We start from the raw sequence: 17,822 nt of genomic DNA, 5'->3' as shown, positions 1-17,822 counted from the left end.
ATGATCAATTACAACAACGCTACTATACGATTAATCGATAGAAAGACCAATACGACACTATTTGGCAGTATTTGCCGATGGGTTAATTTTTTAATTTTTTTGTTAGTTACTTGCCCGAATTACGGGCAGGTACTACCAAAAAAAGCAGTTACAGAAAGCGACTATCATTTGTGGGGAACACTTTATACTGACAAAATATCTGATAAGGGGAACTGGGTAAGCTATGCAATGCGCTATGACGAAAGCCCTGATACGCTTTTTGTGAAGCGAAGTGATGGAAAAAAGGTGTATACTTTTGCAAAATCGAATGCGGGCGCATTTAGCGGGGATCGTCAATTTGTCTGCCTTGATATTGATGGACGACTATCTCTTCTTGATTTGGAAAAGGATAAGATCAACGTAATTGAAGAAGTGGAAACGTATTCCTTTTCGGGAAATGGTAACTATTTGATTACTGTTGAAGGAAAAGCGAAGCAGCGTGTATTACAACTCAGGAATAGTGGAGGAGAGCTACTGCAAAGCATCGCTGGGATTGATCAATTCCGCATGACTAGTACCAAAGATGCACTGGTCTGTACCATTGAAAACGGTGGCGTTTACCAAGTACTGAAGGTAACCTTTGGGTCAACTATTGGGAAATCAGTAGTAGCTGAAAGTGGTAGTGGGAAATTTTCGCAACTGATATGGAATGCTGATGGTCAATCTGTTGCTTTTCTTAGAGAAAATAAAGATAGTATCAGTGGAATTAATCGTCCGGCTGTTTTCTGTTTTTCTGTAAAAAATACTACATTATTTCAAATGGAGCCCAATAAAATTCCAGAGGGTTTTTATGTGGAAAGCGGATTCGCGAGTGGTTTAACGCTTTCTCCCGATGGTAAAAGGGTATTTTTTACTATTAGGAAGGAAATTACTATTGCAGAAAAGTTTGATGGTGTGCAGTTGTGGAATGGCAATGATGCGGTAGTTTATCCTGAAAGGCAGACTGTGGGGGATGTCGAATTTAATACCAGAATCTCAGCATGGTGGCCGGAGCGCGATCGTTTTATGCTAATTACAGATGAAAGTAAACCCTTTGGTTTTCTGAATGCTAGTGAAGATTTTGCTATTACTTATAATACGAAAGATTTAGGACCGCAATACAAACTGGATCGCAATGTAAACTATTATGTTACTGATTTAGAAACGGGACGGAAAAATTTGCTTTTAGAAAACCAGTCTACAGAACTAGAGGCATCAAGTTTGTCACCCAGCGGAAAATACCTTGCTTATTTTAAAGATAACGACTGGTGGGTGTATAATTTTTTGACTCGTACCCATTCTAATATTACAGGAAGGCACGGATTACAATTAGCGGATTGGGAAGATAAAATTTGGCAAATTAACTACCGAATTGTAGGCTGGGGTATTCATGACGAATGTATTCTACTTTATGACCGGTTTGATATTTGGCAAATAGATTTTAAAGAAAATAAAGCTGTTCGACTTACTAGGGGGAAGGAGTCGGGAATTACATTTCGGATAGCTCCGCCAGTTGATAGCGAATTTTTTGTACCCTATTTTACTGGACATATTGATGCAGCGATCAATACTAAAAATAAAATAATGTTAAGTGCAAAAAGGAATAATGAAAGTGGTTACTTTATTCTTGGTCCAAAAAAGAACGTAGAACCGATTGTTTTTGGTGATTTTCTTACTACAAAAATACTAAAAGCCAGCAAAGCGAATGCGTATGTTTATGAATCACAGAAATATAATAGTCCGCCAGAATTAAGCATAAGCATGGGCAAGGAAGGGACGAGTAAAAAACTCTATCAGAGTAATTTACAGCATTATAAATATGCGTGGGCAAAGCAGGAAAAGATCTATTATCGGGATTCAAAAAACACACTTTTAACTGGGATCTTGTATTATCCTGCAGCTTATAATCCAGAAAAGAAGTATCCAATGATTGTACACATATACCAAACGCAATCCTATTTACTTCATTATTACATCAATCCATCGCTCCATAATATGGCAGGATTTAATACCTCTAACCTAACTGCTCAAGGTTATTTTGTGCTGCTACCTGATATTGAATATGAGTTGGGAAATCCAGGGGTATCAGCTGCAGATTGTGTCATTGCTGCCACCAAAGCGGTTGTAAGTAAAGACGTAGTCGACAGTTCTAAAATTGGATTAATTGGACACTCTTTTGGAGGATATGAAACCAATTTTATACTGGGGCAGACCAATTTGTTTGCAAGTGCTATATCAGGGGCTTCTGTTTTTGATCTTGCTGGATGGTATCTTTCTATCGGTTGGACTGCTGGCAGACCTGAGATGTGGCGATTTGAGAGCCAGCAGTGGCGCATGGGAAAATCGCTGTTTGAGGATAGGGAAGGCTATGCGTGTAATTCGCCGCTTACTTATGTCAATAAAATTAAAACGCCTGTGCTCATTTGGACAGGAGAAGAAGACAGACAGATTCATTATTATCAAAGTGTTGCTTTTTATCTTGCGATGCAACGACTGAAAAAGAGTGCCATCTTGCTAGTGTATCCCGGAGACGGTCATGCATTGGTAAAAAAGGAAAATCAGCAAGACTTTGCTCATCGAATTGAAGATTGGTTTGGCTATTATTTAAAAGGAGAATCACCCAAAAAATGGATTGCTGAAGGAGTACAATAAGAAATGCAGGTCATAAAAAATTATGACCTGCATTAATTTTACCTTAAATATTTTTTAAGGTTTGTGGGTCAATATCTCTGTACAGTCCGATGTTGGCGAAGGTTTCGCATACATTTGATCTGTTCCGTCAACACAAAGCACAGTTCCGATGTTATTACAGATTTTTTGTGGCTGACAATTGAATGGCGCCGTACGTTTAAACCCTTGCACGCTCGCGATTTCAGATTTAGTTGTCGAATCACTGGTGCTTACCGCACCTGCCGATGCCAACACAAAGGCGACAACGGGAAACATCATTTTAATTGCTAAAGATTTCATAATATTAAAATTTAAAAATTAACTAATGTGATCTACTCTTTTTTACAGGTTTTCGATCTGACCCCTGATACTGGCCGGTATGTCTTTCATTTAATTATTGTATTTATTTTTCAATGCTGCAGCTAGTTTGTAAGAAACAATGTTGGACCCTATTATTGCAAAAAAATGGGTATTGGTTACTATAAAATCATCAATTTTTTCACCGTCAATTTTGTAGATGTAAAAGCTCATTAAATAGGATTTCGTTAGAATGTCGTATACATCGATAACATTTGCATTTTTCCTCATTTTTATTTCATCATATCTCCCAGGTAATGTTGAGTTTACGAACAACAGGTTATTATGGATTGCGCTAACTCTGTTTACCAATAATGGGGGTGCTGAAAATACCCTCTGCTTCTTCGCCTTTACATATGCAATTTTGATTTTAGCTTTAGAAGTGGTATCAATTGTGTTTCCGCGATGCACAAGGTTAAGATATTGGTCTGTAACCGTATATTGATTGCGGTAGTAGTATAAGTAAACAAATTTTCTTTGCTGTTGACTGTACTGCATTGTTCCATCTGTATCGAATAATCCATCAATTTGTTTCTGAAGAAGTTCATGAGCCGATTTTTTAATTTGGCCATCGTTGAGGTTTACAGTTGCTAAAAGATTTTCTCGAGTATTGCTGAGCGTTCGAATTATGATGGTTGCGGAATCAATGAGTACTGCTTTTGTGAAACCGGGGATTTTTCTGGATTGTAAAACGGCTTTTCCATCACTTAAATTTCCTTTAAAAATTATGGGAACTGTACCGTCGAATAAATAAAAGTGGGGTGGAAGTACTCGTAATTGAATATTATGGAATTTGAATAACGTATCCGTAATCTTGATGTGCTGGGTTGTGATCACTTGAAGTGCTGTATCCAATGTAGTTATCAATGCTGGTGCCGAAGTATTTCCCAGAAATAGCTTACCATTGCTTTCGCCAGCAAAGTAAAAGGAATTGAATTTCAGGTTTTCTACAGTAATTCGTTTGGCAGGAAAGGGAGGAAACCTTCTCACAAAGTTATTGCGATGTTGCACCATGTCTTCAGAAATAAGAAACAGCCCAGCCATTAAAATTACACTTAGTAGCGATATTGCTACAAGACGTATGCTGATATAAAATCGCGGTTTATTCTGCCAATCATTGGAAAGATACAAAGCTGTCGCTGCAAGTATTACCATTGCAATATTGAAGATAAGATGCTCTGTCCAGTTCATGTTTTCAAGGATGCCTCCGCAAGAGCAGGGTACAAATGAGCTGTAATTGAGTATTATGTAGATATAAATTGTAAATAGTAGCATCAGTCCAAATGCCGAGAACAATCCGATTATTCTGGTTTTTGGTATTGATAGCAAAATAGCTATTGCAAATTCTACTGTTAGTACTGCATAAGAAATATATGTAGCAAAGGCAGTAAGTAAAGGAGATTGAGCAAGCTGTATCTGAAAGTTGTGAAAATCCAGTAGTTTACTGACTGCTGAATAGACGAAAAGCAGTATGAATAAATAACTAATACTGATTGTGAATTTCTCTTTGAATGTAGCTGTTACTTTCATTGTACTGTTTTTTTTAGTACTGTAAAATTGTAAATAAAAAACATATAACATTATGCAAATCAGGCATTTCGTTATTCAAAAAATAAAACAGTGCAAAAGTATTAGGGTAGAAGATCTTCTTCGGGTCTTGATAGATCACTTGGTTTGTAGCCAAATCTTTTTTTGAAGGCTTTATAGAAGTTAAGATAGCCCTTAAAGCCGTTCAGATATGCAATTTCTTTTAAAGAAACAGCTGTTTGCCGGATCATTAGATTTGCTCTTTTCAAGCGTTCCTCTTGATAAAAGTTATAGACACTTGTTTTGAAAAAAGTTCTAAAACCATTTTTTAATATGTGTTCTTCAATAGCAAACATTTGAGCCAAGGAATGTAAAGTGGGCAATGGTTCATCCAGATGACTTAAAATATAATCATGCAGATTTTGCACAGCAGTAACTTCATTGTGTTTGCGAATTTTTGAACCAGAGAGACGGTCATTAATGTCACGCATCTCTTCAAGTATGGTTGATACTGAACTTACAATTATTTCATCGCTATATAGTAATCGTGATACTGTGCAAAATGACGGCAGTAGGTGATTGTCACCAGTAATTAAAATTAATTGCAAAGTAGTGTTGTAATTGGAGTTTTTATCTAATTCATCAAGAATACCGTTCCAAATATCTTTCGATTGCTGAGCTATCAATTTTCCAAAGTCGGTATTGATAATTGTATCCGGTTTATATTTAAGAGTGTGTGGCACCTCATTATTAAAACTCAATAAAGCAAAATCATTATCCAATACAAATGTTAATTGAATTAGATTTTGGTACGAATAATAAGCGCTGATATATCCTGATGCCAGACTTATTTTTTGGAGATCTTCTGCAATTTTATTTAATGCGACAGCAATATTTTTTAATTCATCATTACTATTATCCTGGATGCGGAAGGTCATATTTCCAGTTGCCATTTCGAACAGCATTTGGTAAATCGCCTTTATGCGTTGTTGTGTTTTTTGATTTTCCATTAGATTAAGTAGTGAGAAATTGATTGTGGAATATCAAGACAAGTGCTTGAAAAGACAGACAAAACTATAGAATGTAATTTTTATTAACTAAAAGTGTAGTGTTCAATTCGGGAATTGAATAGGTGTTTTTTAGAAAAAAGTGAGCGGTAAATCGTTTTTTAATTTCATAATCAATGTGTAATTCAGAATGTGTTAGTTGAGGTATGGAATAATAGGATTTATTGTAGTTATATTTTTCGGACTGAACCTGAGTGGGATTATTTAACGAAAACTAGTAATTATGCGGTAATTTTTTTATTTATCACCGCATAATTAAATAATAATATATCGTTGTGATCTTTTTATAAGGGCAAAAAGGAAGTTGTACTGAACCTTTATATCGTTGCTAATTTCCTTTAGCATTAGGAAAATCTAAAGGGGATAGAAAATATCAGATTGTTTTTTGTTCCTTTTTTGCTTTAATCGTACAGAATTTGTCTCTTAGAATTTTCATGTCTTCACCTACTTTTTTATCTAAAACTTTGGCATAATGTTGTGTGGTTCTCAAGTTTTTATGACCAAGCATTTTGCTAACACTTTCAATTGGGACGCCATTTGTAAGTGTTACAGTGGTTGCAAAAGTATGACGGGCAATATGGAAAGTGAGTTCTTTATCAATCCCGCAAACGCCTGCAATCTCTTTTAGATAGGCGTTCATTTTCTGATTGCTCAAAATAGGAAGCAGTTTATCTTGGTTACAGCATTCCGGATGGTCCTCGTATTTGTCAATAATCATTTGTGTAATCGGAAGGATAGGAATTTTAGAGGCGGTTTCTGTTTTCTGTCTGTGAGTGAAGATCCATTTCTCACCATCAATACCTAGGCTTATATGTGATTTTGTCAAGTTTTTGACATCAATGTACGCTAATCCCGTAAAGCAGCTGAAAAGAAAGATATCGCGTACGAGGGATAGTCGTTCCGTTTTGAAATCTTTGTTGATGATGGTTTCGATTTCGCCTTCCGATAGGTACACACGTTCTACTTCTTTGACTTTCGCTTTGTAGTTGGCAAATGGATTTCTGTCTATCCAATGGTTGGCCAAACAGATCTTGATTATTTTGCTGAAGTTCTTGATGTATTTCACTGCGGTATTGTTGGCACAATTACGCACGCTTCGTAAAAAGAATTCATACTCCATTATAAATGCATGATCTATTTTCTTGATGTCTATATCTGATACTTTGTATTTCCAGTCCAGAAACTCCACCGTATGCTTTAAGGAGGTGGTATACCGTTCTAATGTTCCTGGGGCATATTCCTTTCCCACCAATTCCTTGATTTTGTTGTTGTGGTCTTGGAAAATGGGAATTAGCATTCTTTGATTGTCTTGGATGCCGAGAAGTCTATTTTTGAATACTTCAATTTTGAGGGGTTCATTGCGATGTATTAATTCCATTTGGATGTCGAATATTTTCGATTTCAGTAAATCAAGGTATTCATTTAATGAACGAGCATTCTCTGTATTGCCTTTCATTTTTGACATCTCAGGGGACCATTTAGCGGAATCTATAAATTTTTTAGTACTGAACTCCATTCGATTTCCATCGACAGTTAATCTTACATAGATAGGAAGTAGACCTGCAGCATTAGTTTTTGTGCTCTTGGCATAGAAGTGTAATGTGATTTTAGTTTTCATAGTGGTAACCTTTTAATTAGTATTCAATTTAGATTTCTAAAGGATATCAAACAAGATGTCCAAATGATGAACCCGTGAAGGAACATAGAATGAACCGGTTGTTTGAAAGGTTTAAGTTGATTTAGCGAGACCCTAATTTTTGAATTATAGTAGGGTCTCGATTTTATCTCGTTAAGGATGAGATTAGATGAATAATTTGAATATGTCATAAAAGCAAAAACCCCGTAAATCATAAGATTTACGGGGTTTTGATACCATTTGTTTTTGTACTGGCGGAGAAAGAGGGATTCGAACCCCCGGACCTGTTACAGTCAACAGTTTTCAAGACTGCCGCATTCGACCGCTCTGCCATTTCTCCAGTGAGCGACAATCATTTGCTGATTGCGAGTGCAAATATAAGCACCTTTTTCGGTTTACAAAAACAATTTGGATAAAAATTTAAGCTATTTTTTTGGCTATTTTTTAATTGTTTCATTTCCTTTACTTTAGGAAAAATATATTTTTATAAAACAAATGAAAAAAGGCTAATATTTTACATATTCGGTGATTTCTAAGCCGTATCCAATCATTCCAACTCTCTTTCCTTGCTCTGTATTTGAGACTAATCTAATTTTAGAGATATCAATGTCGTGTAATATTTGAGCACCAATCCCATAATCTTTACTATCAATGATGATTTTAGGAGCTTTCATTTTTCCTTCTGATTGTAATGCTTTCAATTCGGAGATACGGTTCAGTAAATTTACGGACTGCATATCTTGATTGACAAAGATAACAGCTCCTTTACCTTGCTCGTTTATGATTTTAAACATATCATCAAGCTGCTGGTCTGCATTATTAGTTAGAGTACCTAGTAAATCATTATTTACTTGAGATGAATTGATTCTTGTTAAAACAGGCTCACCTAGATTCCAAGTTCCCTTCGTAAGTGCGATATGAATTTGTTTATTGGTCGTTTGCTCGTACGCTCTCAAACGAAAAGTACCAAAACGAGTTTCTATATCAAAATCATCTTTTTTGACAATCAGACTGTCGTGCTGCATTCTGTATGCTACTAGAGCTTCGATAGAAACTAATTTTAAATCGAACTTTTTAGCCACTTTTGCCAATTCAGGTAAGCGTGCCATAGAGCCATCTTCGTTCATAATCTCTACAATAACTCCCGCCGACTTAAAACCGGCCAATCTTGCGAAATCAATAGCAGCTTCCGTATGACCTGTTCTTCTAAGGACACCTCCTTGTTTAGCTATCAGAGGGAATATATGTCCCGGTCTGGCTAAATCATGTGGTTTGGTATCAGAATTAGCAAAAGATAAAACAGTTTTAGCTCTATCTGCAGCAGATATTCCTGTGGTTACACCACCACCTCTCAAATCTACAGAAACCGTAAAAGCAGTTTCCATAGGGTCAGTATTGTTAGTAACCATCACGTGTAATCCTAATTCTTTACAACGGCTTTCAGTTAATGGAGCACAAATCAACCCGCGGCCGTGAGTAGCCATGAAATTAATCATTTCCGGTGTTACTTTTTCGGCTGCAGCCAAAAAATCACCTTCGTTTTCACGATCTTCATCGTCAACAACTATGATTATTTTCCCTTGACGGATGTCTTCGATTGCTTCTTCTATTGTGTTAAGTTGTATTTTATTTTTGACCATGATAGGTATTTATTTTTTAGATGGAAATAATTTTTGAAATAGTTTTTGGAACGGACTTAAAATAACGTCCATGTTTATTAACCCTATATCATTTGTTGCGCGATAGGTTAATAGTATAGCTAATGGGGTCAGAATAAAGGATGACATCCAGGCTCCCATAAAAGGAGATAGGCCATTTTCTTGTGCTATTTTTTTTCCGAATGTGTTTATAAAGTGAAAGGAAATAAAAATTAAAACAGCAAATATAATAGGCAATCCAAGACCACCTTTTCTAATAATGGCGCCCAAAGGAGCTCCAATAAAAAACATCATAAAACAGGCGTATGCGATTACAAATTTATCGTAAAACGCAAGTTGATGGTTGTTGATGTTTTTCTGTTTGTTTTCTAAGTTAACTCTAGTAGCATCAATGGAGTATCCCGTACTTACCGTGTTGCTGTTTGCCATTTTTAATATCTCCAATTTTTGTTTATCAGTATACACTGATAAAATATCGGCGGGAAGTTGTTTTCTTTTCTCGACGGCTGTTTTAGGGACAATGTTGTTGTTTGTTATTCCAGTTCTCAAATTAATATTTTCCGAATATGATACGATTTCGGTTTTCAAATTTTTATGCAAGGAATCCAATGTATAGCTTAGCTCATTAATCGTTAACATCGTATTGGTGTTGGCGATATTATTTTCATCGACGTCCACTTTGTTCAATTGCGATAAATCGATGTTGAGGGTGTATTTTTTGAAGGCGCTTTTCGCGAAAGGCAATTTTGCTCTGTCTTCATATTTTTTAGGAACGAGATCCTCATAATAGTTACCGTTATTAAGTACTAATTGCAAGATGCTAGATTTCTCGCTACTGACTAATTTTCCGTCTTTTGCTTTAATTACGGTCTTGCTACCGTCTCCTATACTGGATTTCTTGTGGATAGTAATACCAGTCAAAATATTCCCATTATCGCCAGACTTTTTATTGACTTTGATATTGTAATCTCCCACATCGCTAAACTGTCCTTCGGCTATGGCCATGGCTGGTTTTACTTGCGCGATGTTTTTTCTGAAATTGATAAATTTATATTCTGCGTATGGAATTACATTGTTGGCAAAAAAGAAAGCAACAATACTTAATAAAAGAATAAATGCGGTGAGGCTTCTCATGGCCCTTTGCAATGATATACCCGCTGATTTCATAGCTGCAAACTCATAGTTCTCTGCTAGATTTCCAAACGTCATTATCGAAGCTAGTAATATGGAAAGGGGTAATACCAGCGGAATTATTCGAGGCATCGAGAACATCAAAAACTTAATGATTAAAGCTATATCCAAATCTTTACCAGCTAGTTCAGCTATAAAGAGCCAAACTGTCTGCAGTATGAATATAAAAAACAAGATTACAAATACCGTAGTAAATGTAATCAGGAATGTTTTTAATAAGTATTTGTCGAGAATTTTCACCTAGAGTATTAATCTAATTTATTGATGTAGTAATTTGGATATTTACTTTCTGCAAAGATAAATTGATTTTTTGACAAAGGTTGATTGGTTTTAAAAGAATTAACGGTTAAAGTAGTTTTTGTTCCTTTTTTACCCATTTCTATCAAGTTATAGATGTGTTTTGTTTGTACATCAATACCCAATAGTATTTCTTTTCTCTGATCTCTAGGATTAGTAGGGATTAATTTGATGTATTGTATTTTACGTCCTCTTACATCTTGTAGGATATCCATAGAGTATCTATAACCACTATTGAAAAAAGTTAACATTTTTGAAGGTGTAATGGCACTGTCATCTTTTTCGTTAAAGCTCGAAATCGTGATTTCTTCATCTTCTGGAACAATGGTATAGGTTTTTTTACCGTCGAATATTTTAGTAATTCCCATGAAATTCAAAACGTATTGATTGTTTTTCATCGTTACATTTCCCTTACTGTCCTGATTGATATTTTCTTTTGAATTGTTCAAAGAATATTTAAAATCAATTACAATGTTGTCATAACTTCTAACTTTTGCAGTCACTTGATCTAAAAGCGCTTTGGCTCTTTTGTCTTGTGCTTGTGTCGAAAAGCTAAAAAGTAGGATAAATGTAATTAGAATAAATTTTTTCATAGTATTAATTATTTTGTTCATTGTTAAAAAATTGATCAAGAGAACTCATGTCTAGGATGTTTACACCACGTGCTTTACTTCCTTCAAACGGCCCTACGATTCCAGCAGCTTCTAATTGGTCGATTAGTCGGCCAGCTCTGTTGTATCCTAGTTTTAGTTTTCTTTGTAACAATGATGCTGAGCCTTGTTGTGCGTTAACAATAATTTCGGCAGCTTCTCTAAACAAAGTATCTCTCTCGGAGATATCTACATCAAGATTGATGCCACTATCTTCTCCCACGAACTCTGGAAGTAAATAAGCTGTTGCGTATGCTTTTTGGGAACCAATGAAATCGGTTATTTTTTCTACTTCAGGTGTGTCGATAAAAGCACATTGGATTCGCACGACATCATTACCATTAGTATAAAGCATATCTCCACGTCCAATCAATTGATCAGCTCCAGAAGTATCCAAAATAGTTCTTGAATCAATTTTTGATGTTACTCTAAAGGCAATTCTAGCAGGGAAGTTGGCTTTGATTAAACCTGTAATTACATTTACCGAAGGTCTTTGTGTTGCTATAATCAAATGGATTCCTATCGCTCTGGCTAATTGTGCTAAACGGGCAATGGGAACTTCCACTTCTTTTCCTGCAGTCATTATCAAATCGGCAAACTCATCTACTACTAATATAATGTAGGGTAAAAAGCGATGTCCATTTTCAGGATTTAGTTTTCTAGCCTTAAATTTATCGTTGTATTCTTTAATGTTTCGCACCATCGCATCTTTCAATAGCGAATAACGGTTGTCCATTTCCACACAAAGAGAGTTCAAGGTATTGACCACTTTAGCGTTGTCAGTAAGAATGGCGTCTTCGCTATCCGGAAGCTTCGCTAAATAGTGTCTTTCTATTTTGTTAAAAAGAGTCAACTCCACTTTTTTAGGATCGACCAAAACAAATTTAACTTCAGCAGGGTGTTTCTTGTATAACAATGAGGTAAGAACAGCATTTAAACCCACAGATTTTCCTTGTCCGGTAGCACCTGCCATCAATAGGTGAGGCATTTTGGCTAAATCGACTACGAAGGTTTCGTTAGAAATTGTTTTACCCAATGCAATAGGCAACTCCATTTCAGCTTCCTGAAACTTAGCAGAACCAATTACACTTTTCATGGAAACCATGGTTGGATTTTTGTTAGGAACTTCGATTCCTATTGTTCCTTTTCCAGGAATAGGAGCAATGATACGAATTCCTAATGCTGAAAGTGATAAAGCGATATCATCTTCCAAGTTTTTAATTTTTGAAATACGAATTCCCGCTTCAGGAACTATTTCATATAAGGTTACAGATGGGCCAACCGTCGCCTTAATTTGTGCGATTTCTATTTTATAGTTGCGAAGCGTATCTACAATTCTGTTTTTGTTTTCTTCTAATTCTTCCTGGTTAATCGTGATTCCACCAGTTGAATATTCTTTTAAAAGGTCAATTGTGGGGTATTTATAGTTGGATAAATCCAAAGTAGGATCGAATAAACCAAAATCAGAAACTAGCCTTGAAGCTAAATTCTCTTCAATAAGATCTTCTTCAGGAGCTGTTTCAATAACAAATGAATCATCAACGGCATTTTTATCGGTCAATACTTCTTCAACAACTGTTGGTTTAGCAACAGGATCGAGATTGATTTCTGAAGAATGGCTAATCGTTGGTTTTAAAGCTTCTTTGTTAACTTCAAACTGTGAAGGTCTTGGAAGCGGCGGAGGACTCTCTAATTCTTTTTCTTCCGTTATGGCGAACTCTTCCAAATTATAAGAGCTACCGTTATCAGGAGATGTATTTGAGCCTAAATCCGACTTGATTTCTTTTTTTGTGTTTTCGAAAAAGGATTGGATTCTTTCCGGAGAGAGTTTAAGTTTAAAAATAACATAAAGAATCAGACCGAAAATTAAAGTTAATAGTGTTCCTGTTTTTCCAATATAATCCTGCAGGAATAAATTTAATTCATAACCAACAGTTCCTCCTAATTCAGGTACTGAAGTAGCAAAAAATCCAAATAATACTGACAAAATAATAATAGCAAATAAGTCCCAGAACCAGATTCCTTTCAGCTTCTTAGATGAAATGCCAAGTATGAAAAAGATTCCAGTCAAGAAAAATAAGCGAACAAATAGAAAAGAGGCAAGCCCAAAACCTTTGTAAACAATCAAATCTGCTAAAAAAGCCCCGAATTTACCAAGCCAATTTTGAACCGTTTCTGATCGATCTGTTAGTTCAGAAACGGCACTTTGATCTTCTTGTCCGTGAATGTAAAAGGAGATAAAAGCAACCAGTAAAGCAACAGAAAATAAGATTAAAAGACTGCCCAGCACGATCTTGTGCTGTTTCGTTAATACCCACGGTGTACTTTCTTTAGCTTTTGAATTGTTTTTCTTGTCTAAAGGTTCTTTTTTTGTTGTTTTCGCCATCCTTGATTGTATGTACTAATGCCTAAAAAATTAGTGGCACGTATATGATTAAACCGATAATTATTGCTGTTAAAGCTGCAAAAAACACAGCTCCCGCGGCAATGTCTTTTATGAAACCAATTCTTTCATGATAATTGGGATGAATAAAATCAGCGATTTTTTCCACAGCCGTATTTAGGCCTTCAATACTCATCACAAAGCCGATTGCCAAAGTTTGGAAAAGCCATTCCGTTGCAGTAATGTGAAAATAAAATCCAGCAATGGTAACTAAAATTCCCAATGAAAATTGGACCATTATACTGTGTTCCGTCGTGATTAACTTGATAGCGCCTTTAACGGCATAACCGACACTTTTCAGCCTTCCTGTAACGAAGCTATTGTCTTTTTGAAATTCCATTAAAGTAATGTTATAGTGCGGCTAAAGCAGCCTCGTAATTTGGTTCGCTAGCAATTTCAGGAACTTGCTCTGTATGGATAATGGTACCATTTGTGTCAACCACAATAAGTGCTCTTGAGTGTAAGCCAGCCAATGGACCATCAAGGATTTCAAGACCATTTTTTTTACCAAAATCTCCTGAATTAAAGTCAGATAAGTTAATTACATTTTCGAGTCCTTCAGCGCCACAAAAACGTTTTTGAGCAAATGGTAAATCTCTAGAAACACATAATACTGCAGTATTATCTAATTTACCAGCACTCGCGTTGAATTTTCTTACTGATGTAGCGCAAGTTCCAGTGTCGATACTTGGAAATATATTTAGTACCAATCTTTTTCCTGCGAAATCACTTAGTGAAGCTATAGAAAGATCGTTTTGTATTAATTTAAAATCAGCTAGTTGAGTTCCCACTTTTGGTAATTCTCCTGAAGTATGTATTGGATTTCCTCCCAATGTAATTGATGCCATGTTTTTTGTTTTTCGTTGTGGTTCAAAAGTATGAAAATTATTTAAGAATTAGGTTTTAAGATTAAGATTTTAGAACATTGAACAAACGGTTGTAATTGAGTGTCTTTTTGAGAAATAGGCGGTAAAAGAAAAAAACGCATCCATTTCTGAGTGCGTTTTTCGTATGATTGAACCTGTTGAAGGACTTCTATTTATCGATGGAACCTAAAACTCGTTTCATAAAAGTGTTTAAAGCCTCTTTTTTATCAGTTCCGTTTTTCACCATTTTATGAACTTCTAGTGCGCCATACATGTTAGAAATTAATTCACCGATGACATCTAATTCTTCATCTTTTAAAGATCGGATTTCTGTCATTGCTTCCAGAACGTCGATAGTTTCAATGATATAGTCTTGATCATTTTCTTCTATAAACTGAGTCAAATGCTTTATTACGGGTAATTTCATGTTTTTTCTTTTAGTTTAAGGTTTAAAGTTTTAAAAGTTTAAAGTTGTGTGTTGCTTATGAAATGATTTTTTAGGATAACATTAAACTTATTTATAAATCATGGCAACATTAAACTTTGAACAAAATATTAAACTATCTCATTCACTAATTCAATTAGCACTTCTTGTTTGTTAGTTTGTGTTTCGTTTACCAATACCCCGTTTACGAAAGTCGCAAAAGTTGGTAGGTTACTTACGTTGGCCAATTTTCTTGATTCAGGAGAGTTTTCAGCATCAACAAGAACAAAAGTAATTGCATCGTTTTCTGTAGCCAATTTTTTGAATTTTGGTTTCATTATTCGACAATTTCCACACCACGATGCCGAAAATTGAACGACTACTTTCTCGTTTTTTGATATTAAATCCTGTAATGTATCTTCGTTTAAATCTATTAACATATCGTTTAAATTTCAAAATGCAATTGCAATAGCAATATTCAATATTTTTAATTGAAAATTGTTATTGCAATTGACATTGTTATTGATTTAGTTTAAGCTTAAGTATTCAGCAGTACTTTTTCTGTCAGCGCTCATAGCTTCTTTTCCAGCTTCCCAGTTTGCAGGACAAACTTCTCCTTTTTCTTGGATATGAGTATAAGCATCGACCATACGTAAATATTCGTTTACGTTACGACCAAGAGGCATATCGTTTACACTTTCGTGGAAGATTTTCCCTGTTTCATCAATTAAGTAAGTCGCTCTAAAAGTTACGTTTGATCCTTCAATCATTACTGAGTCAGTTTCTTCACTGTATTCAGTTGAGTCGATATCAAGAATACCTAATATGTTAGATAAGTTTCTGTTAGTATCTGCAAGAATTGGGTAAGTAACACCTTCAATTCCACCGTTGTTTTTTGCAGTGTTTAACCAAGCAAAATGAACTTCATTTGTATCGCAAGAAGCACCAATTACTATTGTATTTCTTTTTTCAAATTCCGGTAAAGCTGATTGAAAAGCGTGAAGTTCAGTTGGGCATACAAATGTAAAATCTTTTGGGTACCAAAATAAAATTACTTTTTTGTTGTTTTTTGTAGCTTCTTCAAAAATGTTGATTTTCAAGTTGTCTCCCATTTCTGAGATAGCGTCAACTGCAATACTTGGGAATTTTTTACCTACTAATGACATAATTATATGTTTTATTATTAATTTTTATTTCGGCAAAAGTAGGTAATAAGGTTATGTTCAAACAATCAGTTATAATTATATATTTTGATAGAGCTATAGCTTTAGATTATTATATTAAAAAGCAATGCCACAACTGTTAGATAGTCATGGCATTATGAATGTGTACGGGATTAGTAGTCTTCTTAATTAATTTTTTGCATCAGTTACTAATTGTCTGATTTTGATATTGAATGCCGCGAAGATTAAAGTCATAAACGGACTCAATATGTTAAAGAAGGCATACGGCAAGTAATCTAAAGTGGAAACACCTAAGGTACCGGATTGATATGCTCCGCAGGTATTCCAAGGGATTAAAACTGAAGTCACTGTTCCGGCATCTTCAAGTGTTCTACTTAAATTTTCTGGAGCAAGACCTTTTTCTTTATATGCTCTTGCAAACATTTTACCAGGAACTACAATTGCTAAATACTGATCAGAAGCAGTAATGTTTAATGCTAAACAGCTTCCAACAGTAGAAGCGAATAGTCCGAAAGTTGTATGTGCTAATTTTAATAATGTATGACTTATTCTTGCCAAAGCACCTATAGCATCCATAATTCCTCCAAAAACCATAGCACAGAGAATCAACCAAATTGTTCCTAACATTTTTTGCATCCCTCCCGAAGTAAAAAGATCAGCCAGCGTTTTATTCTCGGTAGGTATCTGTATTTTTCCAGTTATGGCGTCCATAACTCCTTTGTAAGCAGATTGCAAAGTCATATGCTCAACACCTGCAATTTGGTTTATAATATGGGGTTGAAATACTATAGCGAAGATTCCCGCTAATAATGTTCCGATTAATAATGCAATTAAAGGCTCTGTTTTTTTGATGATTAAGCCAATTACGATCACGGGTACCACAAACAACCAAGGTGAAATAGTAAAAGAAGCTTCAATATCTGTTAGCAGGGCGGCAATATTTACATCCCCTTTTATGTCAACAGATAATCCCAAGACAATAAATAAGATTAGTGTAATAACATACGTTGGAATGGTAGTTAATGTCATGTATCTAATGTGGGTAAACAAATCCGTTCCAGCCATTGCGGGAGCAAGGTTAGTTGTGTCTGACATAGGAGATAATTTATCTCCAAAATAAGCGCCAGAAATTACTGCCCCAGCAACCATACCTAAATCAAAACCCAAAGCACCACCAACACCAATTAAAGCAATACCAACGGTAGCACTCGTAGTCCAGGAACTTCCTGTCGCAATCGAAATTATTGAACATATAATTACCGTAGCGGGTAAAAATATGGCAGGGCTCAGAATTTGTAAGCCGTAATAGATCATTGAAGGAATGATTCCGCTAATTAACCAGGTACCAGCTAGAGCACCAACCATTAGCAATATTAGAATGGCACCAACGGTAGATTTTATGTTTTCAGCTACCTCCTCCATCATTTTCTGATAAGTGACTTTGTTAAAAAAGCCTACAATCGCAGCAACAGCAGCGCCTAACAATAAAACAAATTGATTACTGCCGCTCAAAGCTTCATCTCCATAGACATATACGTTAAAACCGAGCATTGCGACAAGTGCCGCAACTGGAATTAAGGCTTCTCCAATTGATAATTCTTTGTTTCTGTGAATTTTTGTATCCATTCTATATCGTTTGAGTTTGCAATATAGATAAAAAAGTTCCTATCAGCCTAAACAGATTTTGTGAAAACTTCCGTTCAGCTATTTGTTTAAATGAAATATGTTGGCGAAAAACGGATATAATTCTATTTTTTTATTAGAATTTGATTTCGATTGTAGGGAAAATGACTTAAATACAGTTCTCGTTTTAAAAACGAGGCTTTATACTTTT

The 17,822-nt window shown here is 35.3% G+C and carries 15 protein-coding genes and 1 tRNA gene; 1 reads left to right on the top strand and 15 read right to left on the bottom strand.

Annotated features, from left to right (window positions below; genetic code table 11):
- Positions 1-2,670 carry a prolyl oligopeptidase family serine peptidase gene (locus tag AAC069_RS06050; RefSeq protein ID WP_339919578.1) on the top strand — a complete coding sequence of 890 codons (2,670 nt, stop codon included), beginning with the start codon at positions 1-3 and terminating at the stop codon, positions 2,668-2,670.
- A gap of 54 nt (positions 2,671-2,724) precedes the next feature.
- Here the strand turns inward: AAC069_RS06050 and AAC069_RS06045 are convergent, their stop codons facing one another.
- The 15 genes from AAC069_RS06045 to nhaC form a co-directional block, all read right to left on the bottom strand.
- A complete protein-coding gene (locus AAC069_RS06045; RefSeq protein WP_132109417.1) occupies positions 2,725-2,988 on the bottom strand; it encodes a DUF6520 family protein in 264 nt (87 codons plus the stop codon).
- Positions 2,989-3,078: 90 nt separating this feature from the next.
- Positions 3,079-4,575: a MauE/DoxX family redox-associated membrane protein gene (locus tag AAC069_RS06040; RefSeq protein ID WP_339919577.1), complete on the bottom strand. Its 1,497-nt coding sequence runs from the start codon at positions 4,573-4,575 to the stop codon at positions 3,079-3,081.
- 101 nt (positions 4,576-4,676) lie between these two features.
- Entirely contained in the window at positions 4,677-5,582 is a 906-nt protein-coding gene (locus AAC069_RS06035; protein ID WP_339919576.1) for a helix-turn-helix domain-containing protein, read from the bottom strand.
- A gap of 430 nt (positions 5,583-6,012) precedes the next feature.
- A complete protein-coding gene (locus AAC069_RS06030; protein ID WP_339919575.1) occupies positions 6,013-7,257 on the bottom strand; it encodes a site-specific integrase in 1,245 nt (414 codons plus the stop codon).
- A gap of 270 nt (positions 7,258-7,527) precedes the next feature.
- Positions 7,528-7,615 (bottom strand) — tRNA-Ser (locus tag AAC069_RS06025).
- Positions 7,616-7,781: 166 nt separating this feature from the next.
- The gene (gene ribB, locus AAC069_RS06020) at positions 7,782-8,915 is read right to left on the bottom strand and encodes a 3,4-dihydroxy-2-butanone-4-phosphate synthase (protein ID WP_176980583.1); all 1,134 of its coding nucleotides are present in this window, start codon (positions 8,913-8,915) and stop codon (positions 7,782-7,784) included.
- A 9-nt stretch (positions 8,916-8,924) separates the two neighbouring features.
- A complete protein-coding gene (locus AAC069_RS06015) occupies positions 8,925-10,364 on the bottom strand; it encodes an LptF/LptG family permease (RefSeq protein WP_339919574.1) in 1,440 nt (479 codons plus the stop codon).
- 8 nt (positions 10,365-10,372) lie between these two features.
- Positions 10,373-11,014 carry an outer membrane lipoprotein carrier protein LolA gene (locus AAC069_RS06010; protein WP_339919573.1) on the bottom strand — a complete coding sequence of 214 codons (642 nt, stop codon included), beginning with the start codon at positions 11,012-11,014 and terminating at the stop codon, positions 10,373-10,375.
- 4 nt (positions 11,015-11,018) lie between these two features.
- Positions 11,019-13,457 (bottom strand): DNA translocase FtsK, encoded by a 2,439-nt coding sequence (locus AAC069_RS06005; RefSeq protein WP_339919571.1) that lies wholly within the window; start codon positions 13,455-13,457, stop codon positions 11,019-11,021.
- A gap of 22 nt (positions 13,458-13,479) precedes the next feature.
- A complete protein-coding gene (locus tag AAC069_RS06000) occupies positions 13,480-13,854 on the bottom strand; it encodes a diacylglycerol kinase family protein (RefSeq protein ID WP_339919570.1) in 375 nt (124 codons plus the stop codon).
- Positions 13,855-13,864: 10 nt separating this feature from the next.
- Entirely contained in the window at positions 13,865-14,362 is a 498-nt protein-coding gene (gene tpx, locus AAC069_RS05995; protein WP_339919569.1) for a thiol peroxidase, read from the bottom strand.
- A 187-nt stretch (positions 14,363-14,549) separates the two neighbouring features.
- Entirely contained in the window at positions 14,550-14,807 is a 258-nt protein-coding gene (locus AAC069_RS05990; protein WP_339919568.1) for a hypothetical protein, read from the bottom strand.
- A gap of 128 nt (positions 14,808-14,935) precedes the next feature.
- Positions 14,936-15,244 carry a thioredoxin family protein gene (locus AAC069_RS05985; protein WP_339919567.1) on the bottom strand — a complete coding sequence of 103 codons (309 nt, stop codon included), beginning with the start codon at positions 15,242-15,244 and terminating at the stop codon, positions 14,936-14,938.
- A gap of 87 nt (positions 15,245-15,331) precedes the next feature.
- Positions 15,332-15,970: a peroxiredoxin gene (locus tag AAC069_RS05980; protein WP_339919566.1), complete on the bottom strand. Its 639-nt coding sequence runs from the start codon at positions 15,968-15,970 to the stop codon at positions 15,332-15,334.
- Positions 15,971-16,156: 186 nt separating this feature from the next.
- The gene (gene nhaC / locus AAC069_RS05975) at positions 16,157-17,614 is read right to left on the bottom strand and encodes a Na+/H+ antiporter NhaC (protein WP_339919565.1); all 1,458 of its coding nucleotides are present in this window, start codon (positions 17,612-17,614) and stop codon (positions 16,157-16,159) included.
- Between the last annotated feature and the right edge of the window lie 208 nt (positions 17,615-17,822).

The organism is uncultured Flavobacterium sp. (assembly GCF_963974175.1).
GTDB lineage: Bacteria > Bacteroidota > Bacteroidia > Flavobacteriales > Flavobacteriaceae > Flavobacterium.
The sequence above is the reverse complement of the archived record's forward strand: the minus strand, read 5'-3'. Positions and strand labels throughout refer to the sequence as shown.

What these genes read in the sequence shown, in the direction of transcription:
- AAC069_RS06050 (WP_339919578.1), top strand. Translation starts at nt 1, where the DNA reads ATGATCAATTACAACAACGCTACTATACGATTAATCGATAGAAAGACC.
- AAC069_RS06045 (WP_132109417.1), bottom strand. Translation starts at nt 2,988, where the DNA reads ATGAAATCTTTAGCAATTAAAATGATGTTTCCCGTTGTCGCCTTTGTG.
- AAC069_RS06040 (WP_339919577.1), bottom strand. Translation starts at nt 4,575, where the DNA reads ATGAAAGTAACAGCTACATTCAAAGAGAAATTCACAATCAGTATTAGT.
- AAC069_RS06035 (WP_339919576.1), bottom strand. Translation starts at nt 5,582, where the DNA reads ATGGAAAATCAAAAAACACAACAACGCATAAAGGCGATTTACCAAATG.
- AAC069_RS06030 (WP_339919575.1), bottom strand. Translation starts at nt 7,257, where the DNA reads ATGAAAACTAAAATCACATTACACTTCTATGCCAAGAGCACAAAAACT.
- ribB (WP_176980583.1), bottom strand. Translation starts at nt 8,915, where the DNA reads ATGGTCAAAAATAAAATACAACTTAACACAATAGAAGAAGCAATCGAA.
- AAC069_RS06010 (WP_339919573.1), bottom strand. Translation starts at nt 11,014, where the DNA reads ATGAAAAAATTTATTCTAATTACATTTATCCTACTTTTTAGCTTTTCG.
- AAC069_RS06005 (WP_339919571.1), bottom strand. Translation starts at nt 13,457, where the DNA reads ATGGCGAAAACAACAAAAAAAGAACCTTTAGACAAGAAAAACAATTCA.
- AAC069_RS06000 (WP_339919570.1), bottom strand. Translation starts at nt 13,854, where the DNA reads ATGGAATTTCAAAAAGACAATAGCTTCGTTACAGGAAGGCTGAAAAGT.
- tpx (WP_339919569.1), bottom strand. Translation starts at nt 14,362, where the DNA reads ATGGCATCAATTACATTGGGAGGAAATCCAATACATACTTCAGGAGAA.
- AAC069_RS05990 (WP_339919568.1), bottom strand. Translation starts at nt 14,807, where the DNA reads ATGAAATTACCCGTAATAAAGCATTTGACTCAGTTTATAGAAGAAAAT.
- AAC069_RS05985 (WP_339919567.1), bottom strand. Translation starts at nt 15,244, where the DNA reads ATGTTAATAGATTTAAACGAAGATACATTACAGGATTTAATATCAAAA.
- AAC069_RS05980 (WP_339919566.1), bottom strand. Translation starts at nt 15,970, where the DNA reads ATGTCATTAGTAGGTAAAAAATTCCCAAGTATTGCAGTTGACGCTATC.
- nhaC (WP_339919565.1), bottom strand. Translation starts at nt 17,614, where the DNA reads ATGGATACAAAAATTCACAGAAACAAAGAATTATCAATTGGAGAAGCC.